This window comes from Pseudomonas sp. GW821-FHT02H09 (assembly GCF_059421425.1).
Genome location: NZ_JBWKVA010000018.1, coordinates 57,486 through 82,054 on the forward strand (window position 1 = coordinate 57,486; position 24,569 = coordinate 82,054).

At 58.5% G+C, this 24,569-nt stretch carries 22 protein-coding genes and 1 pseudogene; 15 read left to right on the forward strand and 8 right to left on the reverse strand.

The features are described 5' to 3' along the window. Window positions 1-14: 14 nt before the first annotated feature. Complete coding sequence (locus tag AC07VR_RS22420; protein ID WP_495012566.1) at window positions 15-1,205, reverse strand: CaiB/BaiF CoA transferase family protein; 1,191 nt, start codon at window positions 1,203-1,205, stop codon at window positions 15-17. Window positions 1,206-1,321: 116 nt separating this feature from the next. Here AC07VR_RS22420 and AC07VR_RS22425 point away from each other — a divergent pair, with 116 nt between their 5' ends. Next, window positions 1,322-2,224: a LysR family transcriptional regulator gene (locus tag AC07VR_RS22425; protein WP_495012567.1), complete on the forward strand. Its 903-nt coding sequence runs from the start codon at window positions 1,322-1,324 to the stop codon at window positions 2,222-2,224. Window positions 2,225-2,343: 119 nt separating this feature from the next. On the opposite strand, the gene AC07VR_RS22430 is transcribed toward AC07VR_RS22425, so the two are convergent. After that, window positions 2,344-3,639, reverse strand: coding sequence for a dicarboxylate/amino acid:cation symporter (locus AC07VR_RS22430; RefSeq protein WP_495012568.1), 1,296 nt, complete (start codon window positions 3,637-3,639; stop codon window positions 2,344-2,346). Window positions 3,640-4,207: 568 nt separating this feature from the next. Between AC07VR_RS22430 and AC07VR_RS22435 the strand changes: the two genes are divergently transcribed. From AC07VR_RS22435 to AC07VR_RS22470, 8 genes are all read left to right on the forward strand, one after another. Then, window positions 4,208-4,747: a thiamine pyrophosphate-binding protein gene (locus AC07VR_RS22435; protein WP_495012569.1), complete on the forward strand. Its 540-nt coding sequence runs from the start codon at window positions 4,208-4,210 to the stop codon at window positions 4,745-4,747. Next, entirely contained in the window at window positions 4,735-5,331 is a 597-nt protein-coding gene (locus AC07VR_RS22440; RefSeq protein ID WP_494992224.1) for a thiamine pyrophosphate-dependent enzyme, read from the forward strand. The genes AC07VR_RS22435 and AC07VR_RS22440 overlap by 13 nt, the downstream gene beginning before the upstream one ends. A 66-nt stretch (window positions 5,332-5,397) precedes the next feature. Beyond that, on the forward strand, window positions 5,398-6,561 hold the full coding sequence (locus tag AC07VR_RS22445) for an acyl-CoA dehydrogenase family protein (RefSeq protein ID WP_495012570.1): 1,164 nt from the start codon (window positions 5,398-5,400) through the stop codon (window positions 6,559-6,561). 79 nt (window positions 6,562-6,640) lie between these two features. Beyond that, window positions 6,641-7,843: a CaiB/BaiF CoA transferase family protein gene (locus AC07VR_RS22450; RefSeq protein ID WP_495012571.1), complete on the forward strand. Its 1,203-nt coding sequence runs from the start codon at window positions 6,641-6,643 to the stop codon at window positions 7,841-7,843. Between the two features lie 63 nt (window positions 7,844-7,906). After that, window positions 7,907-8,656, forward strand: a complete 750-nt coding sequence (locus tag AC07VR_RS22455) for an electron transfer flavoprotein subunit beta/FixA family protein (protein ID WP_495012572.1) — start codon at window positions 7,907-7,909, stop codon at window positions 8,654-8,656. Beyond that, window positions 8,657-9,601, forward strand: a complete 945-nt coding sequence (locus AC07VR_RS22460; RefSeq protein ID WP_495012573.1) for an electron transfer flavoprotein subunit alpha/FixB family protein — start codon at window positions 8,657-8,659, stop codon at window positions 9,599-9,601. A 25-nt stretch (window positions 9,602-9,626) separates the two neighbouring features. Further along, window positions 9,627-10,469: an HTD2 family dehydratase gene (locus AC07VR_RS22465; RefSeq protein WP_495012574.1), complete on the forward strand. Its 843-nt coding sequence runs from the start codon at window positions 9,627-9,629 to the stop codon at window positions 10,467-10,469. Next, window positions 10,466-11,281 (forward strand): HpcH/HpaI aldolase/citrate lyase family protein, encoded by an 816-nt coding sequence (locus tag AC07VR_RS22470; protein WP_495012575.1) that lies wholly within the window; start codon window positions 10,466-10,468, stop codon window positions 11,279-11,281. Before AC07VR_RS22465 ends, AC07VR_RS22470 begins: the two co-directional genes overlap by 4 nt. An 84-nt stretch (window positions 11,282-11,365) precedes the next feature. On the opposite strand, the gene ptrR is transcribed toward AC07VR_RS22470, so the two are convergent. Further along, window positions 11,366-12,244 carry a putrescine utilization regulator PtrR gene (ptrR, locus tag AC07VR_RS22475; protein WP_494992231.1) on the reverse strand — a complete coding sequence of 293 codons (879 nt, stop codon included), beginning with the start codon at window positions 12,242-12,244 and terminating at the stop codon, window positions 11,366-11,368. 100 nt (window positions 12,245-12,344) lie between these two features. Here ptrR and AC07VR_RS22480 point away from each other — a divergent pair, with 100 nt between their 5' ends. Both AC07VR_RS22480 and AC07VR_RS22485 read left to right on the forward strand, forming a co-directional pair. Next, window positions 12,345-13,736, forward strand: coding sequence for an aldehyde dehydrogenase family protein (locus AC07VR_RS22480; protein ID WP_495012576.1), 1,392 nt, complete (start codon window positions 12,345-12,347; stop codon window positions 13,734-13,736). Window positions 13,737-13,948: 212 nt separating this feature from the next. Then, complete coding sequence (locus AC07VR_RS22485; protein WP_495012577.1) at window positions 13,949-15,394, forward strand: SulP family inorganic anion transporter; 1,446 nt, start codon at window positions 13,949-13,951, stop codon at window positions 15,392-15,394. A 70-nt stretch (window positions 15,395-15,464) separates the two neighbouring features. Here the strand turns inward: AC07VR_RS22485 and AC07VR_RS22490 are convergent, their stop codons facing one another. The 4 genes from AC07VR_RS22490 to AC07VR_RS22505 all read right to left on the reverse strand — a co-directional run bounded on the left by AC07VR_RS22490 (window position 15,465) and on the right by AC07VR_RS22505 (window position 20,024). Further along, a complete protein-coding gene (locus AC07VR_RS22490) occupies window positions 15,465-15,770 on the reverse strand; it encodes an NIPSNAP family protein (protein ID WP_494992234.1) in 306 nt (101 codons plus the stop codon). 267 nt (window positions 15,771-16,037) lie between these two features. Beyond that, window positions 16,038-16,583, reverse strand: a complete 546-nt coding sequence (gene thpR, locus AC07VR_RS22495; protein ID WP_495012578.1) for an RNA 2',3'-cyclic phosphodiesterase — start codon at window positions 16,581-16,583, stop codon at window positions 16,038-16,040. Window positions 16,584-17,105: 522 nt separating this feature from the next. After that, window positions 17,106-18,590 (reverse strand): alkaline phosphatase family protein, encoded by a 1,485-nt coding sequence (locus AC07VR_RS22500; protein WP_495012579.1) that lies wholly within the window; start codon window positions 18,588-18,590, stop codon window positions 17,106-17,108. Between the two features lie 183 nt (window positions 18,591-18,773). After that, a complete protein-coding gene (locus AC07VR_RS22505; protein WP_495012580.1) occupies window positions 18,774-20,024 on the reverse strand; it encodes a hypothetical protein in 1,251 nt (416 codons plus the stop codon). A 438-nt stretch (window positions 20,025-20,462) separates the two neighbouring features. Here AC07VR_RS22505 and AC07VR_RS22510 point away from each other — a divergent pair, with 438 nt between their 5' ends. The 4 genes from AC07VR_RS22510 to AC07VR_RS22525 all read left to right on the forward strand — a co-directional run bounded on the left by AC07VR_RS22510 (window position 20,463) and on the right by AC07VR_RS22525 (window position 23,536). Continuing rightward, window positions 20,463-21,134 carry a glutathione S-transferase family protein gene (locus AC07VR_RS22510; RefSeq protein WP_495012581.1) on the forward strand — a complete coding sequence of 224 codons (672 nt, stop codon included), beginning with the start codon at window positions 20,463-20,465 and terminating at the stop codon, window positions 21,132-21,134. 323 nt (window positions 21,135-21,457) lie between these two features. Continuing rightward, a complete protein-coding gene (locus AC07VR_RS22515) occupies window positions 21,458-22,498 on the forward strand; it encodes a GGDEF domain-containing protein (RefSeq protein ID WP_495012582.1) in 1,041 nt (346 codons plus the stop codon). A 138-nt stretch (window positions 22,499-22,636) separates the two neighbouring features. After that, a complete protein-coding gene (locus AC07VR_RS22520; RefSeq protein WP_495012618.1) occupies window positions 22,637-22,990 on the forward strand; it encodes a gamma-glutamylcyclotransferase family protein in 354 nt (117 codons plus the stop codon). Window positions 22,991-23,107: 117 nt separating this feature from the next. Further along, window positions 23,108-23,536, forward strand: coding sequence for a TOBE domain-containing protein (locus AC07VR_RS22525; protein ID WP_495012583.1), 429 nt, complete (start codon window positions 23,108-23,110; stop codon window positions 23,534-23,536). Between the two features lie 143 nt (window positions 23,537-23,679). Here AC07VR_RS22525 and AC07VR_RS22530 read toward each other — a convergent pair. After that, window positions 23,680-24,369 (reverse strand): annotated as a pseudogene (locus AC07VR_RS22530) (GNAT family N-acetyltransferase); the annotation flags it as partial. Window positions 24,370-24,569 lie beyond the last annotated feature (200 nt).

The window sequence follows — 24,569 nt, forward strand, 5'->3', positions numbered from 1 at the left end:
TGCATTCCTCAGATTCAAATGATGCCGCGTTGGCGCCAGTCGGCTTGCTGTGCGGCGTCGATGCCGAGCTCGTCGAGGATCTCGGTTGTGTGCTGACCCAGGGTCGGTGCCGGGCGAGTCACGCCGCCAGGAGTGCTGCCCAGCTTGGGGACGATGCCCGGCAAGGTCACTGGAGTGCCATCGTCCAGCTGGCTGGCGAGCAGCATGTCTCGCGCCCGGTAATGCGGGTCCCGGGCAATGTCGGCAGCGTTGTAAATCTTGCCGGCGGGGATGCGTGCCTCGGTCAGAATCGACAAGACTTCGTCGAGGGTGAGCCGTGCGGTCCATTGCGAGATGGCGGCATCGATGCGCTCAACCTGCAACACTCGACCATGGTTCTGCGCAAGCTCAGGGTCAGCCCCCAGATCAGCGCGACCAATCACCTCCATCAGGCGCTGATAGATGCTGTCGCCATTGCCGGCGATCAAGGCAAAACCACCATCGCGGCAACGATAGGCATTAGTCGGAGCGATCCCTGGCAAACTGCTGCCGGCGGGCTCACGAACGGCGTTGAACACCGAGTATTCGGGCAACAGGCTTTCCATCATGTTGAACACCGACTCGTACAGCGCAACATCGATCTGCTGACCATCGCCACCGTTCTGCTCGCGATGACGCAGGGCGAGCAGAATCCCGATCACCCCGTGCAAAGCTGACAACGAGTCGCCAATGGAAACGCCCACCCTGACCGGCGTTCGCCCGGGTTCACCGGAAAGATGACGCAGCCCCCCCATCGCTTCACCAATCACACCAAACCCGGGGCGGTCACGGTAGGGCCCGGTCTGACCGTAACCGGAGACCCGGAGCATGATGAGTTTCGGATTAAGCGCGTGCAGCGTGTCCCAACCCAGCCCCCAGCTTTCCAGGGTTCCCGGACGGAAATTCTCTATCAGCACATCCGCCTCGGCCACCAACCGGCGCACCACCTGCTGAGCCTCACACTGGCGCAGGTCGAGGGTCAGCGAGCGCTTGTTGCGCGACTGCGCGGCCCACCAGACGGAAGTACCGTCGTGCAGCAAGCGCCATTTGCGCAGCGGATCGCCAGTGACCGGAGGCTCGATCTTGATCACCTCCGCGCCAAACTCACCGAGCATTTTCGCCGCAAATGGTCCGGCAATGAGTTGACCGAGCTCCACGACCTTGACACCTTGAAGAGGTAACCTCATGACGTTTTCCGTTCTTGTTGAGTACTTGTGCGTGGATAATCGACGCAAACATGGCGGATGAAAATTTCATATTTCGCCATTACTCTTTCCAGACTGGAAACCCTCGGACCCCCTTGATGATCAATCCCCTGCATTTCGATCTGTCGTCATTGCGCCTGCTGATCTTCGCCGCCGAATCCGGCAATCTGACTCGCGCAGCTGAAAAGGCCAACATGACGGTTTCGGCCGCCAGCAAACGTCTGGCGGAGCTTGAACGAACGACCCAGTGCCCGCTGTTCGTTCGCTTGCCAAGAGGACTTGAGCTGACGGCAGCCGGCCAAGGGATGGTTGAACACGCGAGGGTGATTCTGGAGGGCGTGCACCGCATGGCGTGCGACGCCAGTGACTACGCCGTCGGTGTGCGCGGGCATGTACGGTTGTGCGCCAACACCTCCGCCGTGGTCCAGTTCCTGCCTGATGATCTGGCAGCGTTCCTGCGAGCAAACCCGAACGTGCGTATCGGGTTGGAAGAAGCGCTCAGCGAGCCCATTATCCAGGCCGTGGAAAGCGGGCGAGCCGATATCGGCATTTTTGCCGATAACGTACCGGCTGAGGGTCTGTACAAACTGCCCTATCGTGACGACCGACTCGTGCTGCTGGTACCTGTAGGACACGAACTGGCCGGTGAAAGCAGCGTGTCCTTCGCGGATACGCTCGGCTTTGATTATGTAGCGCTTAACCAAGGTAGTTCGTTGCTGCGCAGAATCACCGATGCAGCCGTGAGTGCAGGAAAAATTCTCAAAGTGCGCATCCAGGTCAGCAGCTTCGACGGCATCTGTCGCATGATCGAAGCGGGCTTGGGTATCGGGATACTGCCGTTGTCATCAGTACGTGCCGAATTGCTCGGTACCCGCCTGATAGCCATAGCCTTGACCGATGAATGGGCTCACCGCACCTTGTTCGTGGGGGTTACGAGTCAGGCGCAACTGGCGCCGGAAGCGGCCAAGTTGTTTGAGTATCTGAGCAGCGTGCATGGCTGACAGTGGCGCAGGGTGACGTCTGGTCACTCACACTGCCTCAACCCGCTTCAGTCACGATGGGTGAGCAGCCACCTTGGTGAATGCCCACCCTTACCTCTTGAACAGCCGCCGTGAACAGGTCAGACCGTCAGCGGTTTCCCACCCTGAACCTCCTGAGCCGCGGCGTTTCGCTCGGCCTCATCCTCACTCACCAACGCGCCCTCCCATTTGGCCACCACCGCGGTTGCAATGGAGTTGCCCACCGCGTTGGTCGCCGAACGGCCCATGTCGAGGAAGGTGTCGATCCCCAGGATCAGCAGCAAGCCGGCTTCGGGAATATCGAACTGGGTCAGGGTCGCGGCGATCACCACCAGCGAAGCGCGCGGCACGCCGGCCATGCCTTTGGAGGTGAGCATCAGCGTCAACAGCATGGTGATCTGCGTACCGATGGACATCTCGATGCCATACGCCTGAGCGATGAACAGCACGGCAAACGTGCAGTACATCATCGAGCCGTCCAGGTTGAAGGAATACCCCATGGGCATGACGAAACTGGAGATCTTGCGCTTGACCCCGAATCGGTCCAGCGCGTGAAGAATCTTCGGGTAAGCCGACTCGGAACTGGCCGTGGCGAAAGACAGGATGAAGGCCTCCCTGATCAACACCACCAGTTTGAACACACGCCGCCCCAGGAACATCCAGCCGGCAAACACCAGCATCGCCCAGAGCACGATCAGCCCCAGATAGAAGTCGCGCATGAAGACCGCGAACTTGACCAGAATGGACAGCCCGTTGATCGCCACGGTCGCCGCCATGGCGGCCATCACCGCCAGCGGTGCCAGTTTCATGACATAACCGGTGACCTTCAGCATCGCGTGGGACAGATCCTCGATCACCTTCACCAGGCCCTCGGCCTTCTTGCCCAAGGAGGCCAAAGCCACGCCGAAAAACAGCGAGAACACCACGATCTGCAGAATTTCGTTGGTGGCCATGGCCTCCGCAAAGGACTTGGGCACCAGATGCGTCATGAAATCCTTGAGGGTGAACACCGACGTTTGCAGGTTGGTCGGGCTGGTGACGTCCGGCAGCGGCAACCCCAGGTTGTGCCCGGGCTGCAGCATGTTGGCCATGACCAGCCCCACCGACAGTGAAATCAATGAAGCGGTGACGAACCAGCCCAGCGCTTTGCCGAATACCCGGCCGACAGCGCTTGCATCCCCCATGTGAGCGATGCCCACCACCAGGGTCGAGAACACCAGAGGGGCGATAAGCATTTTGATCAGACGTAGAAAAATGTCCGAGATGATCGAGATGTAACCGGCGACCTTGGTCGCCATCGCTTTGTCCGGGAAGTTGAGGAAAATCATGTAGCCGATAAGGATCCCCAGCAGCATGGCGATCAGAATGCCAGCTGCAGCCGGTAGCCTGTTTTTCATAACGCACCTGTTGTCGTGTTTTCTGGAAGGTAGCCTGGGCAAACGTCCGCTTTATCAGCCAATGGCCTTGAAAAGCGGGTGTGCGACCGCAGTGCTACGCAATGAAAATGGCAAGTGCAAAATTCCGGTACCGGCAGGCCGAGGCTGGATGCGACCCAAACAGGTCATGGAGGACAGAGGACAGGACGGGGCGAGCCAACTGCAGGAGGCTGTCATACATAGGTGCAACCCTCGGATCTTATAGTTGTAGTTGCGTCGGTTACGCGCCGTAACGACGTTGCCGGAAAACTACCCTAGTCCTGCTCACTCAATAAGTGCGGATCGCGCTCTAACTGATATGCCCAAATGCTATGACGACACCCTCAGGCCTGGAACCTGGTGCGCAGACTGATCATGGTTTTTCACTTCCTATAATGCGTGGCTATCGCAGTTCTTCTGTGCTGCACCTATTCGCTGTCGAGCTATAGAAAATCGGCATATCTCAAAGACAAAAACGGTAGTCGTCGTTCCCTTCCATCCCTCCCAGAATGTGTGAAAACACAAAAGCAGCACTGCTTGGGAGACTGGCATGTCAACAGAAGCTGAACAAACCGTGGGGCAGGATTGGCAGGAGGACGTGTTCCGCGTGCTCAAGGCCCACGACGTCAAACACGTGGTCTTCGTACCGGATGCCGGTCATTCGGCGGCCATCCGCATGTCGTATGCAGATCCGGACATCAAGGCGGTCGTCCTCACCACCGAAGAAGAAGGCATCGGTTACCTCGCCGGCGCCTGGCTCGGCGGTGAACGTGGTGCCCTGCTGATGCAATCCAGCGGTGTCGGCAACTGCATCAATACCCTGGCACTGCAGGTCTGTGCAGGCTTCCCGCTGCTGATGGTCGTCACCATGCGCGGCGACTGGGCCGAATTCAACGCCTGGCAGAACCCCATGGGCCAGGCCACCGAAGCCTCCTTGAATCTGATGAAGGTCATGACCTGGCGTGCCGACATTCCCGAAGACGTCGCGCCGCTGCTGCACGGCGCCGCCACCATGGCCTTCAACGGTGACTCCGCCACTGCCCTGCTGCTCGGTCAGCGCCTGATTGGAGAAAAGAAATGGGTCAAGTAAGCGCCAACCACACCCTGTGCCGCCGCGAGGTGGTCAAGACCCTGCTGGCAGACCGCAAAGACCTGCTGGTCGTGACCGGTCTGGGTTCGGCTTCCTATGACGTCATGGCCGCTGGCGACCATGATTCGAACTACTACCTCTGGGCTGCCATGGGCAGTGCGATCACCGTCGGCCTGGGCCTGGCCAACGCCCAGCCGGACAAGTCGGTAGTGGTGGTCACCGGTGACGGTGAGTTGCTCATGGGCTTCGGCGCCTTGGCTACCGTCGCGCTGCAAAAGCCGGCCAACCTGACCATTGCCGTGCTGGATAACGGTCACTTTGGCGAAACCGGCATGCAAGTCAGCCACGCGGGGTTTGGTATTTCCCTGGACCAGGTGGCGAAAACTTGCGGCTTCAGCTGGACCGATGAAATCCGCGACATGGAAGGCGTACACGACCTGCGCGAGCGCTTCGCGACGCGCGATGGCGTCAAGCTCGCGACGATCAAGATCAAGGCGGAAAACCCGCCACGGGTGCTGCCACCGCGCGATGGTCACTACATCAAGAATCGCTTTCGTGCTGCGTTGGGTTTCGACCCGATCTGATTGCTCTATGCCCGGACCCGGTCACGCAGGGCAGATGCCGTGCGTGACGCGTTGAGGAAAATAATAATGACCGACCGCAACTCTGAAGAACTCAATGCCATCCGCGAGGGCGTGCGTGCTCTATGCGCTGAATTCGATGCGGCTTACTGGCGCAAAGTCGACGAAGAAAAAGGCTTTCCGGAAACCTTCGTCAAGGCCCTGACCGATGCCGGTTGGCTGGCGGCGATGATCCCGACCGAATATGGCGGCTCCGGCCTCGGGCTGGCCGAGGCCTCGGTGATCCTTGAAGAAGTGAACCGCTGCGGCGGCAACTCCGGCACCGTTCACGGGCAGATGTACAACATGTTCACCCTGCTGCGGCACGGTAGCGAGGCGCAGAAAAGCTACTACTTGCCCAAACTGGCCAGCGGCGAATTGCGCCTGCAATCGATGGGTGTGACCGAGCCCACCACCGGCACCGACACCACCAAGATCAAGACCACCGCGATCAAACGCGGCGACAAGTACGTGATCAACGGACAGAAGGTGTGGATCTCGCGAATCCAGCATTCCGACTTGATGATCCTGCTGGCGCGCACCACGCCCTTGGCCGAGGTGAAGAAGAAGTCCGACGGCATGTCGATCTTCCTCGTCGACCTGCGCGAGGCCATCGGCAACGGCATGACCGTGCAGCCGATCGCCAACATGGTCAATCACGAGACCAATGAACTGTTCTTCGACAACCTGGAAATCCCCGCTGACAGCCTGATCGGTGAAGAGGGCAAAGGCTTTCGGTACATCCTCGACGGTTTGAACGCCGAGCGCACCCTGATCGCCGCCGAATGCATCGGTGACGGTCGCTGGTTTATCGAAAAGGCCAGCGCCTATGCCCGCGACCGCGTGGTGTTCGGCCGCCCCATCGGGCAGAACCAGGGCGTGCAATTCCCGATCGCCGAAGCCCATATCGAGATCGAAGCGGCGGACCTGATGCGTTGGCGCGCTTGCGAAGAATATGACAGCGGCCAGAACGCCGGGGCCAGCGCCAACATGGCCAAGTACCTGGCGGCCAAGGCCTCCTGGGAAGCGGCCAACGCCTGCTTGCAGACCCACGGCGGCTTTGGCTTCGCCTGCGAGTACGACGTCGAGCGCAAATTCCGTGAAACCCGTCTGTATCAGGTGGCCCCCATCTCCACCAACCTGATCCTGTCGTACGTGGCGGAACATCTGCTCGAGCTGCCGCGTTCTTTCTAAGCGATCAGCAGCGTAATAGCCCAGTGCGTCGGCCCAGGCAGGCGCAGCTGGGGAGCCATGACAAGAGAGATAAAAAATCATGAGCCAGCCCAACGGTACACGTCCGCTCGATGGCATCACTGTCGTCAGCCTTGAACATGCAATCGCCGCACCCTTCTGCACCCGTCAACTGGCCGACCTCGGCGCCCGCGTGATCAAGGTCGAACGTCCAGGCACAGGCGACTTCGCCAGAGGCTATGACCAACGCGTCAACGGCCTGGCCTCGCACTTCGTCTGGACCAATCGCTCGAAAGAAAGCCTGACCCTCGACCTGAAGCAGGACTCGGCAACCGAGGTGCTGGACGCTTTGCTGGCCACCGCCGATGTGCTCGTGCAGAACCTGGCACCCGGTGCGGCTGCGCGAATGGGGCTGTCATTCGAGACCTTGCATCAACGCTTTGCGCGCCTGATTGTCTGCGACATTTCAGGCTATGGCGTCGGTGGGCCCTATGAAAAGAAAAAAGCTTACGACCTGTTGATCCAGAGCGAAGGTGGATTTCTGTCGGTGACCGGCGGCCCGGGTGAAGAGGAAATGGCCAAGGCCGGTTGCTCGATCGCCGACATCGCGGCGGGCATGTACGCCTACACGGGCGTCCTGTCCGCCCTGTTGCTGCGCGCTCGAACCGGCGAAGGCAGCCACATCGATGTGTCCATGCTGGAAAGCCTGGTCGAGTGGATGAACTACCCGATGTACTACGCCTACAACGGCGCACCACCGCCACCTCGCGCGGGTGCTGCGCATGCCACCATTTACCCCTATGGGCCCTTTCCCATCGGTGACGGCACCACCGTCATGCTGGGTTTGCAGAACGAGCGCGAATGGCAGCTGTTTTGCGACAAGGTTCTGCTCCAGCCCGAACTGGCTGAAGACGAACGCTTCTCTGCCAACTTCAAACGTGTCGAAAACCGTCATGCGCTTCGGGATCTCATCGTTCAATCGTTCTCCACGCTCAACTTCGATGCGGTGATCGATCGGCTGGACCATGCGCAGATTGCCAACGCCCGGGTCAACGACATGCAAGGTGTTTGGGATCATCCACAACTTCAGGCCCGTGATCGCTGGCGGGAAGTTGAAACCTCTGCCGGGCGCGTCCCAAGCCTGATACCTCCTGGCACCAACAGCGCTTTCGAACCACGCATGGACGCCGTGCCGGGCCTTGGCCAACACACCGAACAGGTACTCGGGGAACTGGGGTTGGGAGCGGACCGCATTGAACAAATGCGCGCAGCCGGGGCGATTTAGCCGCGATCCGATAACAAGCAGCCTGACTGCAACGATCAAAGATTTTCGAGAGAACACTGCCCAATGAAGATCCTGGTAGCTGTGAAACGCGTGGTCGATTACAACGTGAAAGTTCGCGTGAAGGCGGACAACACCGATGTCGACCTGGCTAACGTCAAGATGTCGATGAACCCCTTCTGCGAAATTGCCGTGGAAGAAGCCGTACGCCTCAAAGAGCAAGGTGTTGCGACTGAAATCGTTGTCGTCTCTGTGGGTCCGTCCACTGCTCAAGAGCAGCTGCGTACCGCTTTGGCGCTGGGGGCCGATCGGGCCATCCTCGTCGAATCCGCTGATGAATTGAACTCCCTGGCCGTGGCCAAGCTGCTCAAGGCTGTGGTCGACAAGGAACAGCCGCAGCTGGTGATCCTTGGCAAACAGGCCATCGATAGCGACAACAACCAGACCGGCCAGATGCTCGCGGCACTGACCGGCTACGGTCAGGGCACCTTCGCTTCGAAAGTCGAAGTCAGCGGCGACAGCGTTGCCGTGACTCGCGAAGTCGACGGCGGCGCGCAGACGGTTTCCCTGAAACTGCCGGCCATCGTCACCACCGACCTGCGTTTGAACGAGCCGCGCTACGCGTCCCTGCCCAACATCATGAAAGCCAAGAAGAAGCCTCTCGAAGTGCTGACTGCGCACGCTCTGGGCATTTGCACCGCCTCCACCACCAAGACCCTGAAAGTCGAAGCGCCGGCTGCACGCAGCGCGGGTATCAAGGTCAAGTCGGTGGCTGAGCTGGTCGAGAAACTCAAGAACGAAGCGAAGGTGATCTGAATGACGATCCTGGTGATTGCTGACTTTTCAAACGACAAACAGGACAACAAAGTGCTGGCCCCGGCCACGCTGAACACCGTGGCGGCTGCCGCGAAGATCGGTGGTGACATTCACCTGCTGGTGGCGGGTGCCAATGTGGGCGCGGTAGCTGAAGCCGCGGCGAAAATCGCTGGCGTGGCTAAAGTGCTGGTCGCCGACAACGCTGCCTACGCGCACCAACTGCCAGAAAACGTGGCGCCACTGGTTGCCGGCCTGGGCGCTGGCTACAGCCACATCCTGGCTGCCGCTACTTCCAACGGCAAAAACATCCTGCCGCGCGTTGCCGCGCAGCTGGACGTTGACCAGATCTCCGAGATCATCTCGGTGGAAAGTGCTGACACCTTCAAGCGCCCGATCTATGCCGGTAACGCTATCGCTACCGTGCAGTCTTCGGCTGCCGTGAAGGTCATCACCGTGCGCGCCACCGGTTTCGACCCGGTGGCCGCTGTTGGTGGTTCGGCGGCTGTTGAAGCGGTTGCGGCGGCCCACGACGCTGGCACTTCCAGCTTCGTTGGCGAAGAACTGGCCAAGTCCGATCGTCCGGAACTGACCGCTGCCAAGATCGTCGTTTCCGGCGGTCGCGGCATGCAGAACGGCGACAACTTCAAGCACCTGTACGCCCTGGCCGACAAGCTGGGCGCGGCGGTCGGCGCTTCCCGCGCGGCGGTCGACGCCGGTTTCGTCCCCAACGACATGCAGGTCGGTCAGACCGGCAAGATCGTCGCGCCACAGCTGTATATCGCCGTCGGTATTTCCGGCGCGATCCAGCACCTGGCCGGCATGAAAGACTCCAAAGTGATCGTGGCGATCAACAAGGACGAAGAAGCGCCGATCTTCCAGGTGGCCGATTACGGTCTGGTAGCCGATCTGTTTGACGCCGTACCCGAACTGGCCGCCCTGGCCTGATCACCGACCGACAGGAGCGATGTCTATGAGTAATGTCGATCTTCAAGCCTGGATTGGACGCCGTCAGGAAAGCCAGGACCGGATCAGTTTCAACCTGGTTAAACGCATTGCCGCGACCTTGGGCGAGGTGGCACCGCTGCCCGGCGAAGCGCTACCGCCCTTGTGGCACTGGGCATTCTTTCAGGAACCGGTTGCAGCAAGCGAACTGGGCCCTGACGGTCATCCGGCGCTCGGTGGTTTCTTGCCGCCTGCGCACAACCGCAATCGCATGTGGGCCGGCAGCCGACTGGAGTTTTACCAACCATTAACGGTGGAGGCCGAGGTGTCCTGCGTCTCGACCATCGTCAACGTCGAGGAAAAGCACGGGCGTACAGGCTCCCTGCTGTTTGTCACGGTACGCCATGAGTATTTCCAGGACGGCCAACGGGCTCTGCAAGATGAGCAGGACATTGTCTACCGAGAACCCACGCCGCCCAAACTCAGCGGCACCGAAGCGCTGCCTGAAGGCCAATGGCGCGACGCGGTGGAACCTTCCCCGACCTTGCTGTTGCGCTACTCCGCGGTCACCTTCAATGGCCATCGAATTCACTATGACTGGCCTTACGTTACACAGACCGAAGGTTATCCGGGGCTGGTGGTGCATGGTCCATTGATCGCCACCCTGAACTTGCGCGCCTTTACCAAAGCGCACCCCAGCGCTCGCTTGAAGCGCTTCTCCTTCCGGGGCATCAGGCCACTGATTTCACCGCAACCTTTCGAGGTCGGTGGACGTTTGATCGACAACGGCAAGGCCCAGCTATGGGCTGGCAACCACGACGGCACCGCGCAGATCGGTGAGGTGGAGTTCAACGAGGGAGAAGCACCATGAATACATCGATTGTTCGCTCCGCCCTGTTTGTGCCGGCAACCCGTCCAGAGCGCATCCCCAAAGCCATCGCCACCGGCGCTGACCGGGTCATCGTCGACCTGGAGGATGCGGTGCAGGAAAACCTCAAGGAACAGGCCAGGGATAACCTGGAGCGCTTTTTGAGCGAGAGCCCCGATGTTCAGGTTCTGGTTCGTGTGAATGCCCCTGGTCACTGGGCGCACGCTGCGGATCTGGATCTTTGCCGACGCCATGCCGGCGTGATCGGGATCTTGCTGCCCAAGGCAGAAAGCGCGGCGCACGTGTTCACCGCTGGCAGCACCGGCAAGCCGATCTGGCCCATCATCGAGAGTGCCAAGGGCCTGTCGGCACTCAGCGCGATTGCCGAAGCCCGAGGCGTTGAGCGCTTGTCGTTCGGCAGCCTCGATCTGGGCCTGGACCTGAATCTGACCACCGCCAGCCCTGCCGCCGAAGAGATCCTCAGTCACGCCCGCTACGCCGTGCTGCTCGCCACTCGGGTTGCTGGCCTCGCCCCGGCGCTGGACGGAGTGTTCCCCTCTATTCAGGACACCGCAGGCCTGCACAGTACCGTTCAATTTGCCCGCGACATGGGATTTGGTGGCGCGCTGTGTATCCATCCAAGCCAGGTGCAGATCATCCATCAGGCGTTAAAACCCAGTACTGAGCAATTGCACTGGGCGCAACGCATCATGGACGCCGCGAGCTCGGGTGAAGGCGTGTTCGTGCTGGATGGGCAAATGGTGGATGCGCCGGTCATTGCTCGCGCTCAATCCATTCTCGGGCGCGCGAACTAGCACAACCGTTCTTCGAAGCTGCGCATTTAGCGGGAGTCGCAAGCGACTCCCGTTTTTTTTAGCGTACCTGTCTCCCCAGACTTTTCAGGCCTCTTCCCGCACCACGCCGCGCTCTTCAAGCAAGCGCACAAACATGCTCAAACTTTGTGACACCGTGCCGCGGCGCCACACCAGCCAGGTCCGCAAATAGCGGAATGATTCCGACAGCGGCCAGATGCTCACCGTGGTACACCCTGGCATGCTCTCGAGCATGCTGCGGGGCATCAATGCCAGGCCTGCACCGGCGCTGACGCAGGCCAGCATGCCGTGATAGGACTCCATTTCGAAAATCTTGCCGGGCACCGATGCGTCCTTGGTGAACCAGCTTTCGAAGTGGTGCCGGTACGAACAATTGGCGCGGAAGGCATAAATGTTCTCGCCGTTGACATCCCGTGCACGATGGATCGGGGCATGGTTGAGCGGTGCGATGACCACCATCTCCTCCTCAAACGCCGGCACGCCTTCCAGTGCCGGGTGCAGAACCGGTCCGTCGACGAACGCGGCGGCCAATCGACCAGAGAGCACACCCTCGATCATGGTCCCGGAAGGCCCGGTGGACAGGTCCAGCTCGACCTTGGCGTATTGCTGGTTATAGGCGGCCAACAGCTCAGGAATGCGCACCGCCGCGGTGCTCTCCAGCGACCCCAGGGGAAACGATCCTTGCGGCTCTTCACCGGCCACCGTCGCGCGGGCCTCCTGGACCAGATCAAGGATGCGCCGGGCGTAGTCGAGAAAACTCCAACCGGCCGGCGACAGGCGCAAGCGGCTCTTCTCGCGGATAAACAGATCCACCCCCAGATCCTGCTCCAGTTGCTTGATCCGTGTCGTCAGGTTCGAAGGCACCCGGTGGATGTGCTGAGCCGCCGCGCTGATGCTGCCCTGCTCGGCAACAGCTTTGAAAATCTCCAGCTGAACCAGATCCAAGTCATTCTCCAATCGTGAACGATATGCTCAGTATTATTCAGTTTCCAGAAAATTAATGCCACCGTAACCTGAGCCCATCCCCACCTCGCAGGACGGTGCCATGACCAACGTTTCCAGCCTCACCCATGCCATTTCGATCAACCCCGCCAACGGCGAGCAGATCGGCCACTACCCTTTTGAATCCGAATCGGCGCTGCAGGCCGCACTGTCCCGTGCCGCTGCCGGGTTCAAGGCTTGGCGGAGCAAACCAGTAGAGGAACGCTCGCAATTGTTGATCGCCCTGGCTCAGGCATTGCGTGACGACGCAGCAAAGCTGGCGAACATGATTACTCTGGAAATGGGCAAGCCCACCACCCAGGCGCGCGGTGAAATTGAAAAGTGTGCGCAGCTCTGCCAGTGGTACGCCGAACACGGCCCCGCCATGCTGACCGCCGAGCCGACGATGGTTGAAGGTGGCAAGGCGCGCATTGAATATCGCCCGCTGGGCCCGATTCTCGCCGTGATGCCGTGGAACTTTCCCATCTGGCAGGTGCTTCGTGGCGCCGTTCCAGCGTTGATCGCCGGCAACACCTACGTTCTCAAGCATGCGCCAAACGTGATGGGGTGCGCCTATCTGCTGCTGGATGCCTTCAAGCGCGCCGGCTTTGCCGAAGGTGTCTTCGAAGTCATCAATGTCACGCCAGACGGTGTCTCCAAGGCGATTGCCGATCCACGCATCGCTGCGGTGACCCTCACCGGCAGTGTGCGAGCCGGCACTGCCATCGGCGCGCAAGCCGGTGCGGCCTTGAAGAAGTGTGTTTTGGAGCTGGGCGGTTCCGATCCCTTCATTGTGCTCAACGATGCCGACCTCGACGAAGCGGTCAAAGCCGCCGTTATTGGCCGTTACCAGAATACCGGGCAAGTCTGCGCAGCGGCCAAACGCCTGATTGTCGAGCAAGGTGTTGTCGAGGCGTTCACCCGCAAGTTCGTCGACGCCACCCGCCAGCTGGTCGTTGGCGATCCGCTGGCTGCGGACACCTACATCGGCCCCATGGCTCGCTTTGATCTGCGTGATGAACTGGATCAACAGGTGCGAGACACACTGGAAGAAGGCGCGACGTTGTTGATGGGTGGGAAGAAGGCTGAAGGCCCCGGCAACTTTTATGAGCCCACTGTCTTCGCTGATGTCACCGACCAGATGACCTCGTTCAAACAGGAACTGTTTGGCCCAGTGGCTTCGATCATCACGGCGCGCGATGCCGCACATGCGTTGGCGCTGGCCAATGACAGTGAGTTCGGACTCGCCGCCACCATCTACACCGGCAATGTCGAGCTTGCCCAGCAGATGGCCAGCGAGCTTGAAACCGGTGGCGTGTTCATCAACGGCTATTGCGCCACCGACCCACGCGTCACCTTCGGCGGCGTGAAGAAAAGCGGATTTGGCCGGGAGCTGTCGCATTTCGGGGTACGCGAATTTTGTAATGCCCAGACTGTGTGGCTGGATCGGCGCTGACCGCAGCTAAAGAACCTCGAATACGGTTGACTGACTTCCTCAGGGCGTGAAGCTGACGCTCGAAAGCAAAAAAACATCAACCAGCAGAAGATCAAGCAAGGGTTGCAACTACCTGAAAAGTGGCCGGGCTGCCTTCAATTCCGTAACATCCGCAGCCCGCTTTTCCGCCACTCCCTGCGGCCGGTTTCGCCGGCCTGTATTTTAGGTAAACCATGAAAGCAAAACGTCTGCGCGCCGACTCCCTGGCCGGACTCACCACCTCTTTCGCCCTAATGCCCGAGTGCATCGCATTCGCCCTGGTTGCCCACCTCAATCCGCTGATGGGGCTATACGGCGCCTTCATCATCTGCACCCTGACCGCCCTGTTCGGGGGCCGGCCGGGTATGGTGTCCGGCGCCGCCGGGTCGATGGCCGTTGTGATCGTCGCGCTGGTGGTGCAGCACGGCGTGCAGTACTTGCTCACCACCGTGTTGATGGGTGGACTGATCATGATCGCTTTCGGCCTGCTACGGCTGGGCAAGCTGGTGCGCATGGTGCCGTACCCGGTGATGCTCGGCTTCGTCAACGGCCTGGCGATCATCATCGCCCTGGCCCAGCTGGAGCACTTCAAGAGCGGCGAGGCCTGGCTGAGCGGTACACCGCTGTACATGATGATCGGGCTGGTGGCGCTGACAATGGCCATCGTCTACCTGCTGCCGCGCCTGACCCGCGCCGTGCCGCCGGCGCTGGTTGCGATCCTTGGCGTCGGTCTGGCGACATTCCTGCTCGGCCTGCCGACCCGCACCCTTGGCGACATGGCGCACATTGCCGGCGGCTTACCTGAATTAGCCTTTCCAGAGGTGCCCTGGAACCTGGAAACCCTGCGCATCGTGGCCCCCTACGCCGTATTGATGGCCCTGGTCGGCCTTCTGGAAACCCTCCTGACGCTGAACCTTACCGATGAGATCACCGAGAGCCGTGGCTACCCGGATCGCGAGTGCGTGGCACTGGGGGCGGCTAACATTGTCTCCGGTCTCTTCGGCGGCATGGGCGGATGTGCCATGATCGGTCAAACCGTGATCAACCTCAGCTCCAGCGGCCGCGGCCGGCTCTCGGGCGTGGTCGCCGGGGTAATGATCCTGTTGTTCGTGCTGTTCCTTTCGCCGCTGATCGAGCACATCCCGCTTGCCGCACTGGTCGGGGTGATGTTCGTGGTGTCGCAGCAGACCTTCGCCTGGGCCTCGCTACGGGTGCTCAACAAGGTGCCGCTGAACGACGTGCTGGTGATCTTCGCGGTGACGGCCATCACGGTGTTCACCGACCTGGCCACCGCGGTGCTTTGCGGGATCATCATTGCCGCGCTCAACTTCGCCTGGCAGCAGGCCCGCGAGCTCTACGCCGACAGTCATCTGGAAGCCGACGGCAGCAAGCTCTACCGCCTGCATGGCACGCTGTTCTTCGCCTCGACCACGCCCTTCCTCAACCAGTTCGACCCCGCCAACGACCCGCCCCAGGTGACACTCGACTGTCGCCACCTGAGCGTTGTCGACTACTCGGCCATCGCCGCGCTGAAGACGCTGCGTGAGCGCTACGTCAAGGCCGGCAAGCACCTGCGTGTGTTTCACTTGTCCGAACGGTGCAAGCAACTGCTCAAACGCGCCGACGTGCATCACGACTGAGGTCAGCGCATGCCAGGGCCCTCTCAGCCCTGGCACTTGAGGTTCCAATCATGTATCGCTGATAGCAAGGTCAATCGAGCACGGGGCGCATGAAGCTACGCTCATAGCTGACAATGAATTTCTTCTCTAGCGCCAACGTCACCGCCTTGATGCATTCGGCATCGGTTTCGGCTTCTTTGCGATAGCGTTCGTAGTCCGAGAGGCTTTGAAAGCTGAATAGGCAATACGCGATATTGTTTGCACCTTCGGCAGGCAGGAAATAGCCATGGTGCAAGCCTCCCATTCGAGTCACCAGCCGGATCCACAATCGTGAATAGCTTTCAAAAGCAGGGATTTGGTAAGGGTCAATCAGATACTTCACATGGCAGGTAATCACACGAGCTGTCCTTGTTCGATAAAGGACGGAGCTTACCAATTGAGCGTTGATCTGAATATTCCTGCCAGGCGGTTAGCTTCAGCGAGTGCGCCCTCCCGAGTGGCGATGTGCAGTGGTCTACTAAGTCGCTCCCCAATTTGGTAAGCCAGACCTCGCAGCATTGGCAACCCTCAAAAAGCCTGGGCAGCGCCCAACCGGTTTATTTACACAGTCTCGACCGACTCCTGCCATTCGTAACCGGCCATACCGAGGGACAGTCGGGTGCGTCTACGGAACCAGGGGCCATTCGGCCAGCGACCGATAGCGGCCTTTATGCGACTCGAACAGGGTGAAGTGTCTGGCACTCAGGTGAAAGTCTGGTGGGGCATTCGATTCAGGGACAGGTGCTCGATAGTCCCGCATCAAGGTCAAGTGCGGGCGAAATTCCCGGGGGGCGTCCACAAACCCGAGAGGCAGCAGTGCCTGTTGCAAGGCATAGACCAGCTGGCGCAACACCAGTGGTTCCTGCGCTGGAGCGAGTAACAAAATGCCGGCGCGGCGCCATACATCGAGGTGGTCAAGAGGTACCGTCAAATGCTCGCCTGGCAGGCGAATACTGGCGGCGGCAGCGCAGATGCCCGGAATCTGCGTCATGGCTACTGATCCCAGAAACATCAGAGTCAAATGAAAGTTTTCCGCTGGAACCGGGCGTCCGCTACTTAGACCAAGAGCACTGCGCCATTGGGCTATGGCCCGGCGTTGTGCATACGCGCAGGGCAGCGCGAAAAACACACGTTTGAACGGTTCGCCGTGCTCACGAGAGTCATTACTCATTCATTGCACCTCCAGGTTGGGCTGAGCGCAGCGATACCCGTCAGGTCATCCCCGAGTGATCGGCTTTGCGCCTGGACGCTGGCGATGCAGAGGCCTCAGGGGGGGTGATTCATCATCTTTGCTGTAATGACAGCGTAGTAGCGCTGAGAAACTCGTCTTGCCCGCCGTCGGTAGGCATGGGCGATATTTGCATACTGCTCGTGGTTCCGATTAACCATCAACCACTTCAGTTGCATACCGCGATGCCCTCCCGCTGCTCGACAGCGTGTGCGAGCCCGCGCTGCAAGGCGACATTCGATGCTCTGGTACGGTGCCTGCAGGCTCATACGAGCGGGACAGCGGCCAACGCCTGAAGCGCCTGCTGCAATGTGGCGCTGGCGATGGAAGCGCCCAAGCCGCTGATGTTGCGCAGCAGGCATCGTCCGGACAAACGCCGACAACCCTGGCGGGATATCGTCTTGCGCCGTCGTCAGGTTTGACCGGTAGCGTTTTTTACCGAAGTGCTACCCACTGCGCGTCTCATCAAGCCCCTTTCAACTTCGGATTCAGCGTAGCCAGCTGCCGTATAAAACTTTGTGCACCACCCTCCGTCGATAAATCATTTGTGCCAAGAGAGGTATGTAACGTGGGCTGGGCCGAAAGCTGTTGCCGTGCAAGTTCAACGGCGCAAGCCAAATGGGTGAACCCGGTCTTGAACCCACTGACCGGCAAACTATCAAGATTAATGCTCGCCGCGCCATCCAAAAGAGCGTTCGCGCTGGAAACACTGGCGGGGAGCGTTCGAAGCGATTGGTACACCGATTCGTCATCCGTTCGAGGCTGCACTAACGAGAAAAGGGGCGCAGCGGAGGCTGCTGCACCGTCGCGCCGGGTCAAGGATGTTTTGCCCGCCTGTTGAAGGGCACCTCGCAGAGTGGGGAATAGATCAGTGAGACTTCGAATGACAGAACTGTGATCGAAAGCGGGTTGGCCTTCTTCGGTGGTGACGACTTTACCTTTGGGAACCCAGGGCGAAACAAGCACCGCGGGTACTCGCACGCCTAGTTGATCGAACGCGCTTTTTTGCGGCTGCGCTGCCTTACTCCTATTACGCTGGTCGTCACCAGGCGGCGTACATTTTGGAGGGACGACATGATCATAGAATCCTCCATGTTCGTCATACAGGATCAACAGCGCGCTCGACTCCCAGATACTGGACCCACGGATCTGTTGGTAGACCCAATTAATAAGTGCATCACCAGACGATACAGTGCCTGCTGCATGCTGGGAGTTGCCTTTTTTATACCCATTCACGACATCGTACGACGGCTCAATGAATGTATAGCTAGGGGTGTAACTGCCATTGAGATCCTTTGCCATCTCATGTAGCCAGCGAAAATGCTTGTCACCCGGATCAACGAAGTAATCCGGCATGCCCTTGATAGAAAGTATCTGGGGAAGCAGGTCATCATGGTATACACGCCACTCTAGACCGGCCTTGTCCAGCCAGTCGTAAATCGTACCGTACAAAAAATCGAAGCCGAGACTTTCAAGCGTCACCGCCCCCATCGATTCCAGATTGCTCGGACTGTTGTCCAACCCCCCTGATGTCGCAGCATGCACAAAAAACCGATTGGGCCAGGTAGGCCCAGGGACAGAAGAGAACCAATTATTGAAAACACAGTATTCCTTGGCCAAGTGGCGTAACACCTGAACCTGGGGTGCGCCTGCTGTAAAACAACGTAAAGACTCGGCGCCATTGGCTTGATAGAAGCCATCCATTGTGACGGGGTCTGTGTCGCTTTGCCCCTTCCCATGAAGCTGTACTCGAACTGCCGGGTACTCATGGTCAATATCGCCCATTTGATCCACGGCATCATCTGATACAGCCACTCTCCCACCCATGCTGTCTTTCGCTGCAGTGGCATCCGGCGGCGGTGACGAAATACCGGAAATATCGGAATACCCGAGTAGATGATCAAATGACCGGTTTTCCAGCATCAGTACAAAAACATGGTTTACAGCCATGGCCGTCTCCTTAATGAAACGTTGCGTGCCCTTGGCTCCAGGATGACCGAATATCGGCGTAAGCCATGCGCATGCGTTGAGTAAGCAGGGTATTGGCACCCCTGCATCGAGGTCGGAAATTATTTTTTCGTTAGCAAAGCCGTCTCCAATACAAAGGCAATGGATTAATACGCTAGTGGCCAGTTAATCCGGTGGGTGATAGTCCTGTTTTTGGGTCGCCAACAAGAAAAGGGTGTAGCTCTCTTTCGTGATTTCGAAAAAGCTGAACTTCAGCGTTTCTACACTCAGGGCCGGATGGTCCTGGCCGTGCATGCAGGCGGCCGCGTCAGCCAGCACACTATTGGCTGACTCCAGAGACAAGTTCGGGTTTTGCGGGGGGTGAACAAACACTTTCATCAGCGATGCAATGGCGGGCGCATCAGCAAGTCCAAGGGGAACCAGATTGTGTGCATTTTGGCCAAAATGCCTCCAGACGATCGCTTGAGATCCCAATCGCAAGACGTACTTGAAAGAAAAGCCGGTTCGAATGGAAAGAAGAACAGGATCTATCCCGATAAGCTGTTCGATTGAATCGACCCCCTCGGCTGATAACACCGCAGCAATGTTGGCCGTGACCCCCTCAAGCTGAATCAACTGATCACTTTCTTGCCCCTTTTCTGCATTATTCAGACTGCGTGCAGCCAGCCGGCGCAGTGCCTTGAACAACACATCCATAGGAAGGGTACTCACAACAAACGCCGTCGTAGCCTGCAGGCTGGGAGCTGTATCTGTGGTCGCACTGAAAGCCATACCGATAGGGATCGCCAGAACCATCCGCAGCGCATACCAATAGACATCCGCCACGTTCAAAGTGCGCCTGCGCACGCTGACCACAAGATCACTGATGACAAACAGATACGCGCCGCCCAGGGAGGCAGCGGCAATTGGGGCATTCACAAACGAGCCAGATTTCAGTCCGCCAAAAGCCCATGCGATATACAGCGTTGCACCTACGAAAACTGAAACAAGCATCAGCGTCATAGGAATCAAGAATGCATTGCGGCCGTAGTTCTCCTCATAGATCGTGGTAAACAAGACATCTGCCGCTTGCTCGGCAGCTTTTTTGGTGTCCGCGTCTTCGGGAATGGGCCACGTCTTCAAAATGCGGTTTTTATCGGTTCGTGGCTGCCAAAACTGCCTCAAATAAAAAACAAGGGCCCCGTTGTTAAGCCGGTTCCTGAACTCCTCATACCGGGCAAACCACCCATGTTCCAGAAAACGGATAAGCGGCGCTGCAGCCAGGCTTGTTGTCACTAGAATCAGTACGACGTACCCGCCCCAGGCAAGAGAATCTTGTGGCGTATCACTTAGATGGCTCTTATAAACAGCCGTCACCCCCACACCATCGCAAAGAAAAAGAACCAGCCAGATCCAGGAATATTTCCGCGTTTCCATGCTCCCCCCGGCGTTCATCCTTTATGCCTGGAGGAAAGGCTAGCTCATGTCATAAAAAATGCATTTTCCATTGGCAACTTTTATATATGCATTCCACCACTGCAAGTGGCAACAGAATCATTACAGTGGAAAAAAATAGTCATCAACAATTCGTGTTATTACTGCGAACAGCCTACTGATTCGTTATTAAAACTTATTGTCAGGGACCAATGATCGAACCTGATTCGGCTGTCGCCGCCGCTACGACCTCTTCGGGCAGTCAATCCAGCGACTATGATGATGGGTACGACGGACTCGGAACGCCTGCGTGCACAAGCGTTATCGTCGACCAGATGCCATTTCGCCTCGTGCCAGGCCTCCCCCGAACGACAGCGCAAACTGCACTGGTTTTCCCGTCTTCAAGTAGTGCGTCCCACACGTCCCCCCAGGAGCCGAAAGATGTCGCTGACTCTTTACTATCATCCGCTGGCGTCGTACTGCCACAAAGTACTCATCGCGCTCTACGAAAACGCTGTCGACTTCGAAAAGCGGATCATCGATCTCACCGACGATGCAGACAGAGCACAGCTTCAAGCCATATGGCCAATCTGCAAATTCCCGGTCATCCGTGACCACGCTCGCAAGCGCGACCTGCCAGAGTCCACAGTCATCATTGAGTACCTGGATCGCTTCTATGCCGGTGAACACCCTTTGATTCCAGGCAATTGGGACACCGCGCTGGATGTGCGTCTATGGGACCGCTTTTTCGACAACTATGTCCAAGGGCCGATGCAACAGATAGTCGGTGATCGCTTGAGCGGTGCTAACGGTGATTTGACAAAAGCACGATCCACGCTGGAGACCGCATATGGCATGCTCGACCGCCAGATGGCATCCAGGACCTGGGTTGCCAGTCAGGACTTCAGCATGGCCGATTGCGCCGCTGCCCCGGCGCTTTTCTATGCCAGTACCGTCCAGCCGTTCCCGGACGGGTTCAGTCACTTGAGCGCCTATTTCGACAGGTTGACGCACAGACCGTCATTCCAACGGGTGATCGACGAAGCCAGGCCCTACTTTTCGCTCTATCCATATGCGGATGCCATTGCGGAGCGGTTTCGCCAGGAGTCTTAGCGTCACCCTGGGTAGAGGCCAACAGAAACGACCATCCTGGCTGCCCATGTCGCTCGATTGAACACTTCATGGCGTTACGCTCGTGCCTGCTTCGATTTGACGACTGGAGTAATGACGGTGCCTTCAAGCACGTCCTGTAACCTTTGCACTTCAAGCTCAATCAGGACAGTCCGGGCTGCTTGATCAACGAATTGCTGCAGTCAAGCCAGGTCTACATCAGGTCTATACGCTGATCAGCTTAGAATAGGATGGCCGTCTGCAAGAGGTATGGTTATGCTCCTCTTGCTTTATGTTCGACAAAAATCAACAACGACAGTGACGTTATGAGCCAATCAGAGAAGCGGGCGACTGCCCTATCGCTATATCCAGAGGATACCCGCGAGGCGGCGGCCCTGCTCAAGCAAGCCATACCGCTGATGGTGCGTCACAATATTCCACCCAACCCAGTGCACTACGCCCTCTGGTACACCTACAGCAAAGGCCTGGAGCCTGAACTGAATCGCCACCTGGATAGGGTGGTCGAAGACTTCGACAGTTTCCCCCCGGAATCCGCCGCCAGGCTTTTTCGCGACTACATCATTCGCGATGAGTTGGAGGACGCCCGCGCCGGGCAGCAACAAGCGATCAACCTGGTTGACGACATTGAACGCGACATCTCGAGCAGCGTGATGGGCAATCTCAACTTTCAGGCCAGCCTGGAACACTGCCTGGGTATGCTTGAGGAGCCGGTCATTAACCGGTTGCCCGCCGTACTCAGCGAATTGCAACAGAGCACCCAGCTCATGCAGGACCAGCAGCAGCGTTTCCTTTCCCAACTGCAAACTGCTCAAAATGAGATTAAAAGCCTGCGAGACAAGCTTGAGCGCGTCCAGCTGGCCGCGACGCTGGACAGCCTGACTCAGGTGCTCAATCGAAACACCTTCACTCGCTTGCTGGAGCAAGCGCTGAGCAACGCCCCCCAGGGTGTGGCTCTGGTCATGCTGGATATCGATCACTTCAAGCAATTCAATGACCAGTACGGTCATCCTTTAGGCGACCGCGTACTCCAACATGTCGGTCAGGTGCTGCGAAACTCGCTTCCACCGCATGCCATGGCGGCACGCTATGGCGGCGAAGAGTTCTGCGTGATCCTGCAGGAGTGTACCGATATCACCAGCGCCCATGCCTTCGCGGAGCAACTGCGTCTGAAAATTCAGTCGTTGCGGATCAAGGCTCGTCGCTCCGAAAAGGTGCTGGACACGGTAACCGCGTCCTTTGGTGTCGCCCTCGCCAGAACCGGTGACAACCTGGAGAGCCTCCTGACTCGCGCCGATGACGCGCTTTACCAGGCCAAGCGTAACGGGCGCAACCAAGTACACCGGTGATCGCCCCCACGGCGAATCACCGCCCGGATCGACTGGCGGTTTATGGATTCCGGAAATCCGGATTGCCCACCCGGAGCGTCCATTCGGGCATTCCATGAAGAGTTGCTCATCAAATCGACCATCGTTCAAGGAAACCTAATGGCCATTGAAACAGAGCAACCAGTCCTGCTGTTCTCCTACGGCACCTTGCAGGATCCAGCAGTCCAACGATCCAGCTTCGGACGCAAACTGAAGGGTCGTCCTGATGCTCTACCGGGCTACAAGCAAAACCTCGTCGAAATAACTGATCCGCAGGTATTGGCCGCAAGTGGAAAAACCCATCATCCCATCGTGCAAGAGAGCGGCGACATGTCGGATGAGGTCAGCGGCACTGTTTTCGAGATCACGCCACAGGAGCTGGCAATGGCCGACAAATACGAGGTGGCGGACTACAAACGTGTTGAGGTTGTGCTCAAATCCGGCGCCAATGCCTGGGTGTATGTGCAAGCCTGATGCCTGGACATTTCACGCCGACAGATGACCAGTGGTGCACTGCACTTGCTTTTGCATAGCAATAATCTTGATGATGCCGGTAAATCTTAACCCAGTGGTCAAAAAGGAGTTTTCGCTATGAAAGTCAGTGCGCGCAACGTATTCAAAGGCAAAGTCACTCAGGTACAAGAAGGCGCGGTCAATGCCGAAGTAGGTTTGACACTGCCCGGCGGTGAGCAACTGGTTGCCGTGGTCACGATGGAAAGCATCAAAAATCTGGGGATTGCGGTAGGCAAGGACGCGATCGCTCTGATCAAGGCCCCTTGGGTGATGCTGATGACCGAATCCAGCGACATCCGTCTCTCTGCGCGCAATTGTCTGGAAGGCAAGGTTGTCAGTGTCAATGACGGAGCCGTCAACGCCGAGGTGGTTATCCAGCTTGCCGGCGGTGCCGAGGTGTATTCGATCGTGACTCGACATGCAGTGGCAGATCTGGGGTTGGCACCCGGTGTCAGTGCCACAGCGGTGATCAAGGCCTCCCACATCATCCTGGGTGTTCCGGTCTGATCGGATAAGCCTGCCGGGTGCCAGGTAAGGGACGATCAACCACCGGTCGAACGCTCCTTACTCTCGCAGGCCAAGGCCGACTTCGAGCCTGACAAGAGACTCAATGCATCCTGGAGCAAGCGTGGTCCGCGCCCGGTGTCTTGCAAGGCGGCCTCTCCAAGACGGTCCAGCACAAAAGCCTTCGCGTGGCGTGTCATCTGGTCGAGATGCCGGTCACGCTTCTTCTCGGCGTCCAGCATCGCTTTTCTACCGTTTTGCGCAAGCAGATAAGTATGAATCTGCCGCACCTCCACAGAGCTATAGATCGGCGCTACGTCCAACACCGCCCACAGGCCGTCCGTACTGTGGTCGCGGGTATTCATGACGACCTGAGGACCGCGCGCACCCACAACCTGAAAACCCATCGACTCGAAATACGGCACCTTGCCAACAAAGCAGGCCAGCTCGGCATGAGGGTATCGACTGACCATTTCCTGCAGCATCGCGCGCGCAACACCCCGACGTCGGTGGCCTTCCCGCACGGCCATATAGGCCACTGCGCAAGCCTCGGGATCGTCCTTCACCGGCAGATACAGCAAGAAGCCGACGACAGTGGAAGGGTCCTGGGCATCCGAGGCCACGATCAATTCGACGGGAATGCCTCTGGAACCGTCCATAGCGTCCAGATAGAGATGGACCTCGTATCCGATACCGTATTGATAGAGGTTGTAGAGCGGATTGCTCGGCGCGATGGCCACCATGCTGATATCGGTTACGTAGTCGACGACCAACTGCAGGATCTGGCTTTTGATGGCCTCGGGCGGTGGGGTTTCAAAGGGGGTGATGGTGAACATCGAGTTTCTGACTCCGAGGGTTAAGGCTTGCCCGTGACTTCAAGGATCAGCGCTGGGCGGGGTCATCATAACCCGTCTTTGCGCTAACAACGGATGGCGCGGTTCACCACACTGCTCAAGAACCTTGATCAAGGTTGACTGAATTCCTCAGGGCGTGAAGCAGCCGTCCAAAGCTGTCTACAGAAACGAGGGCGATTCAA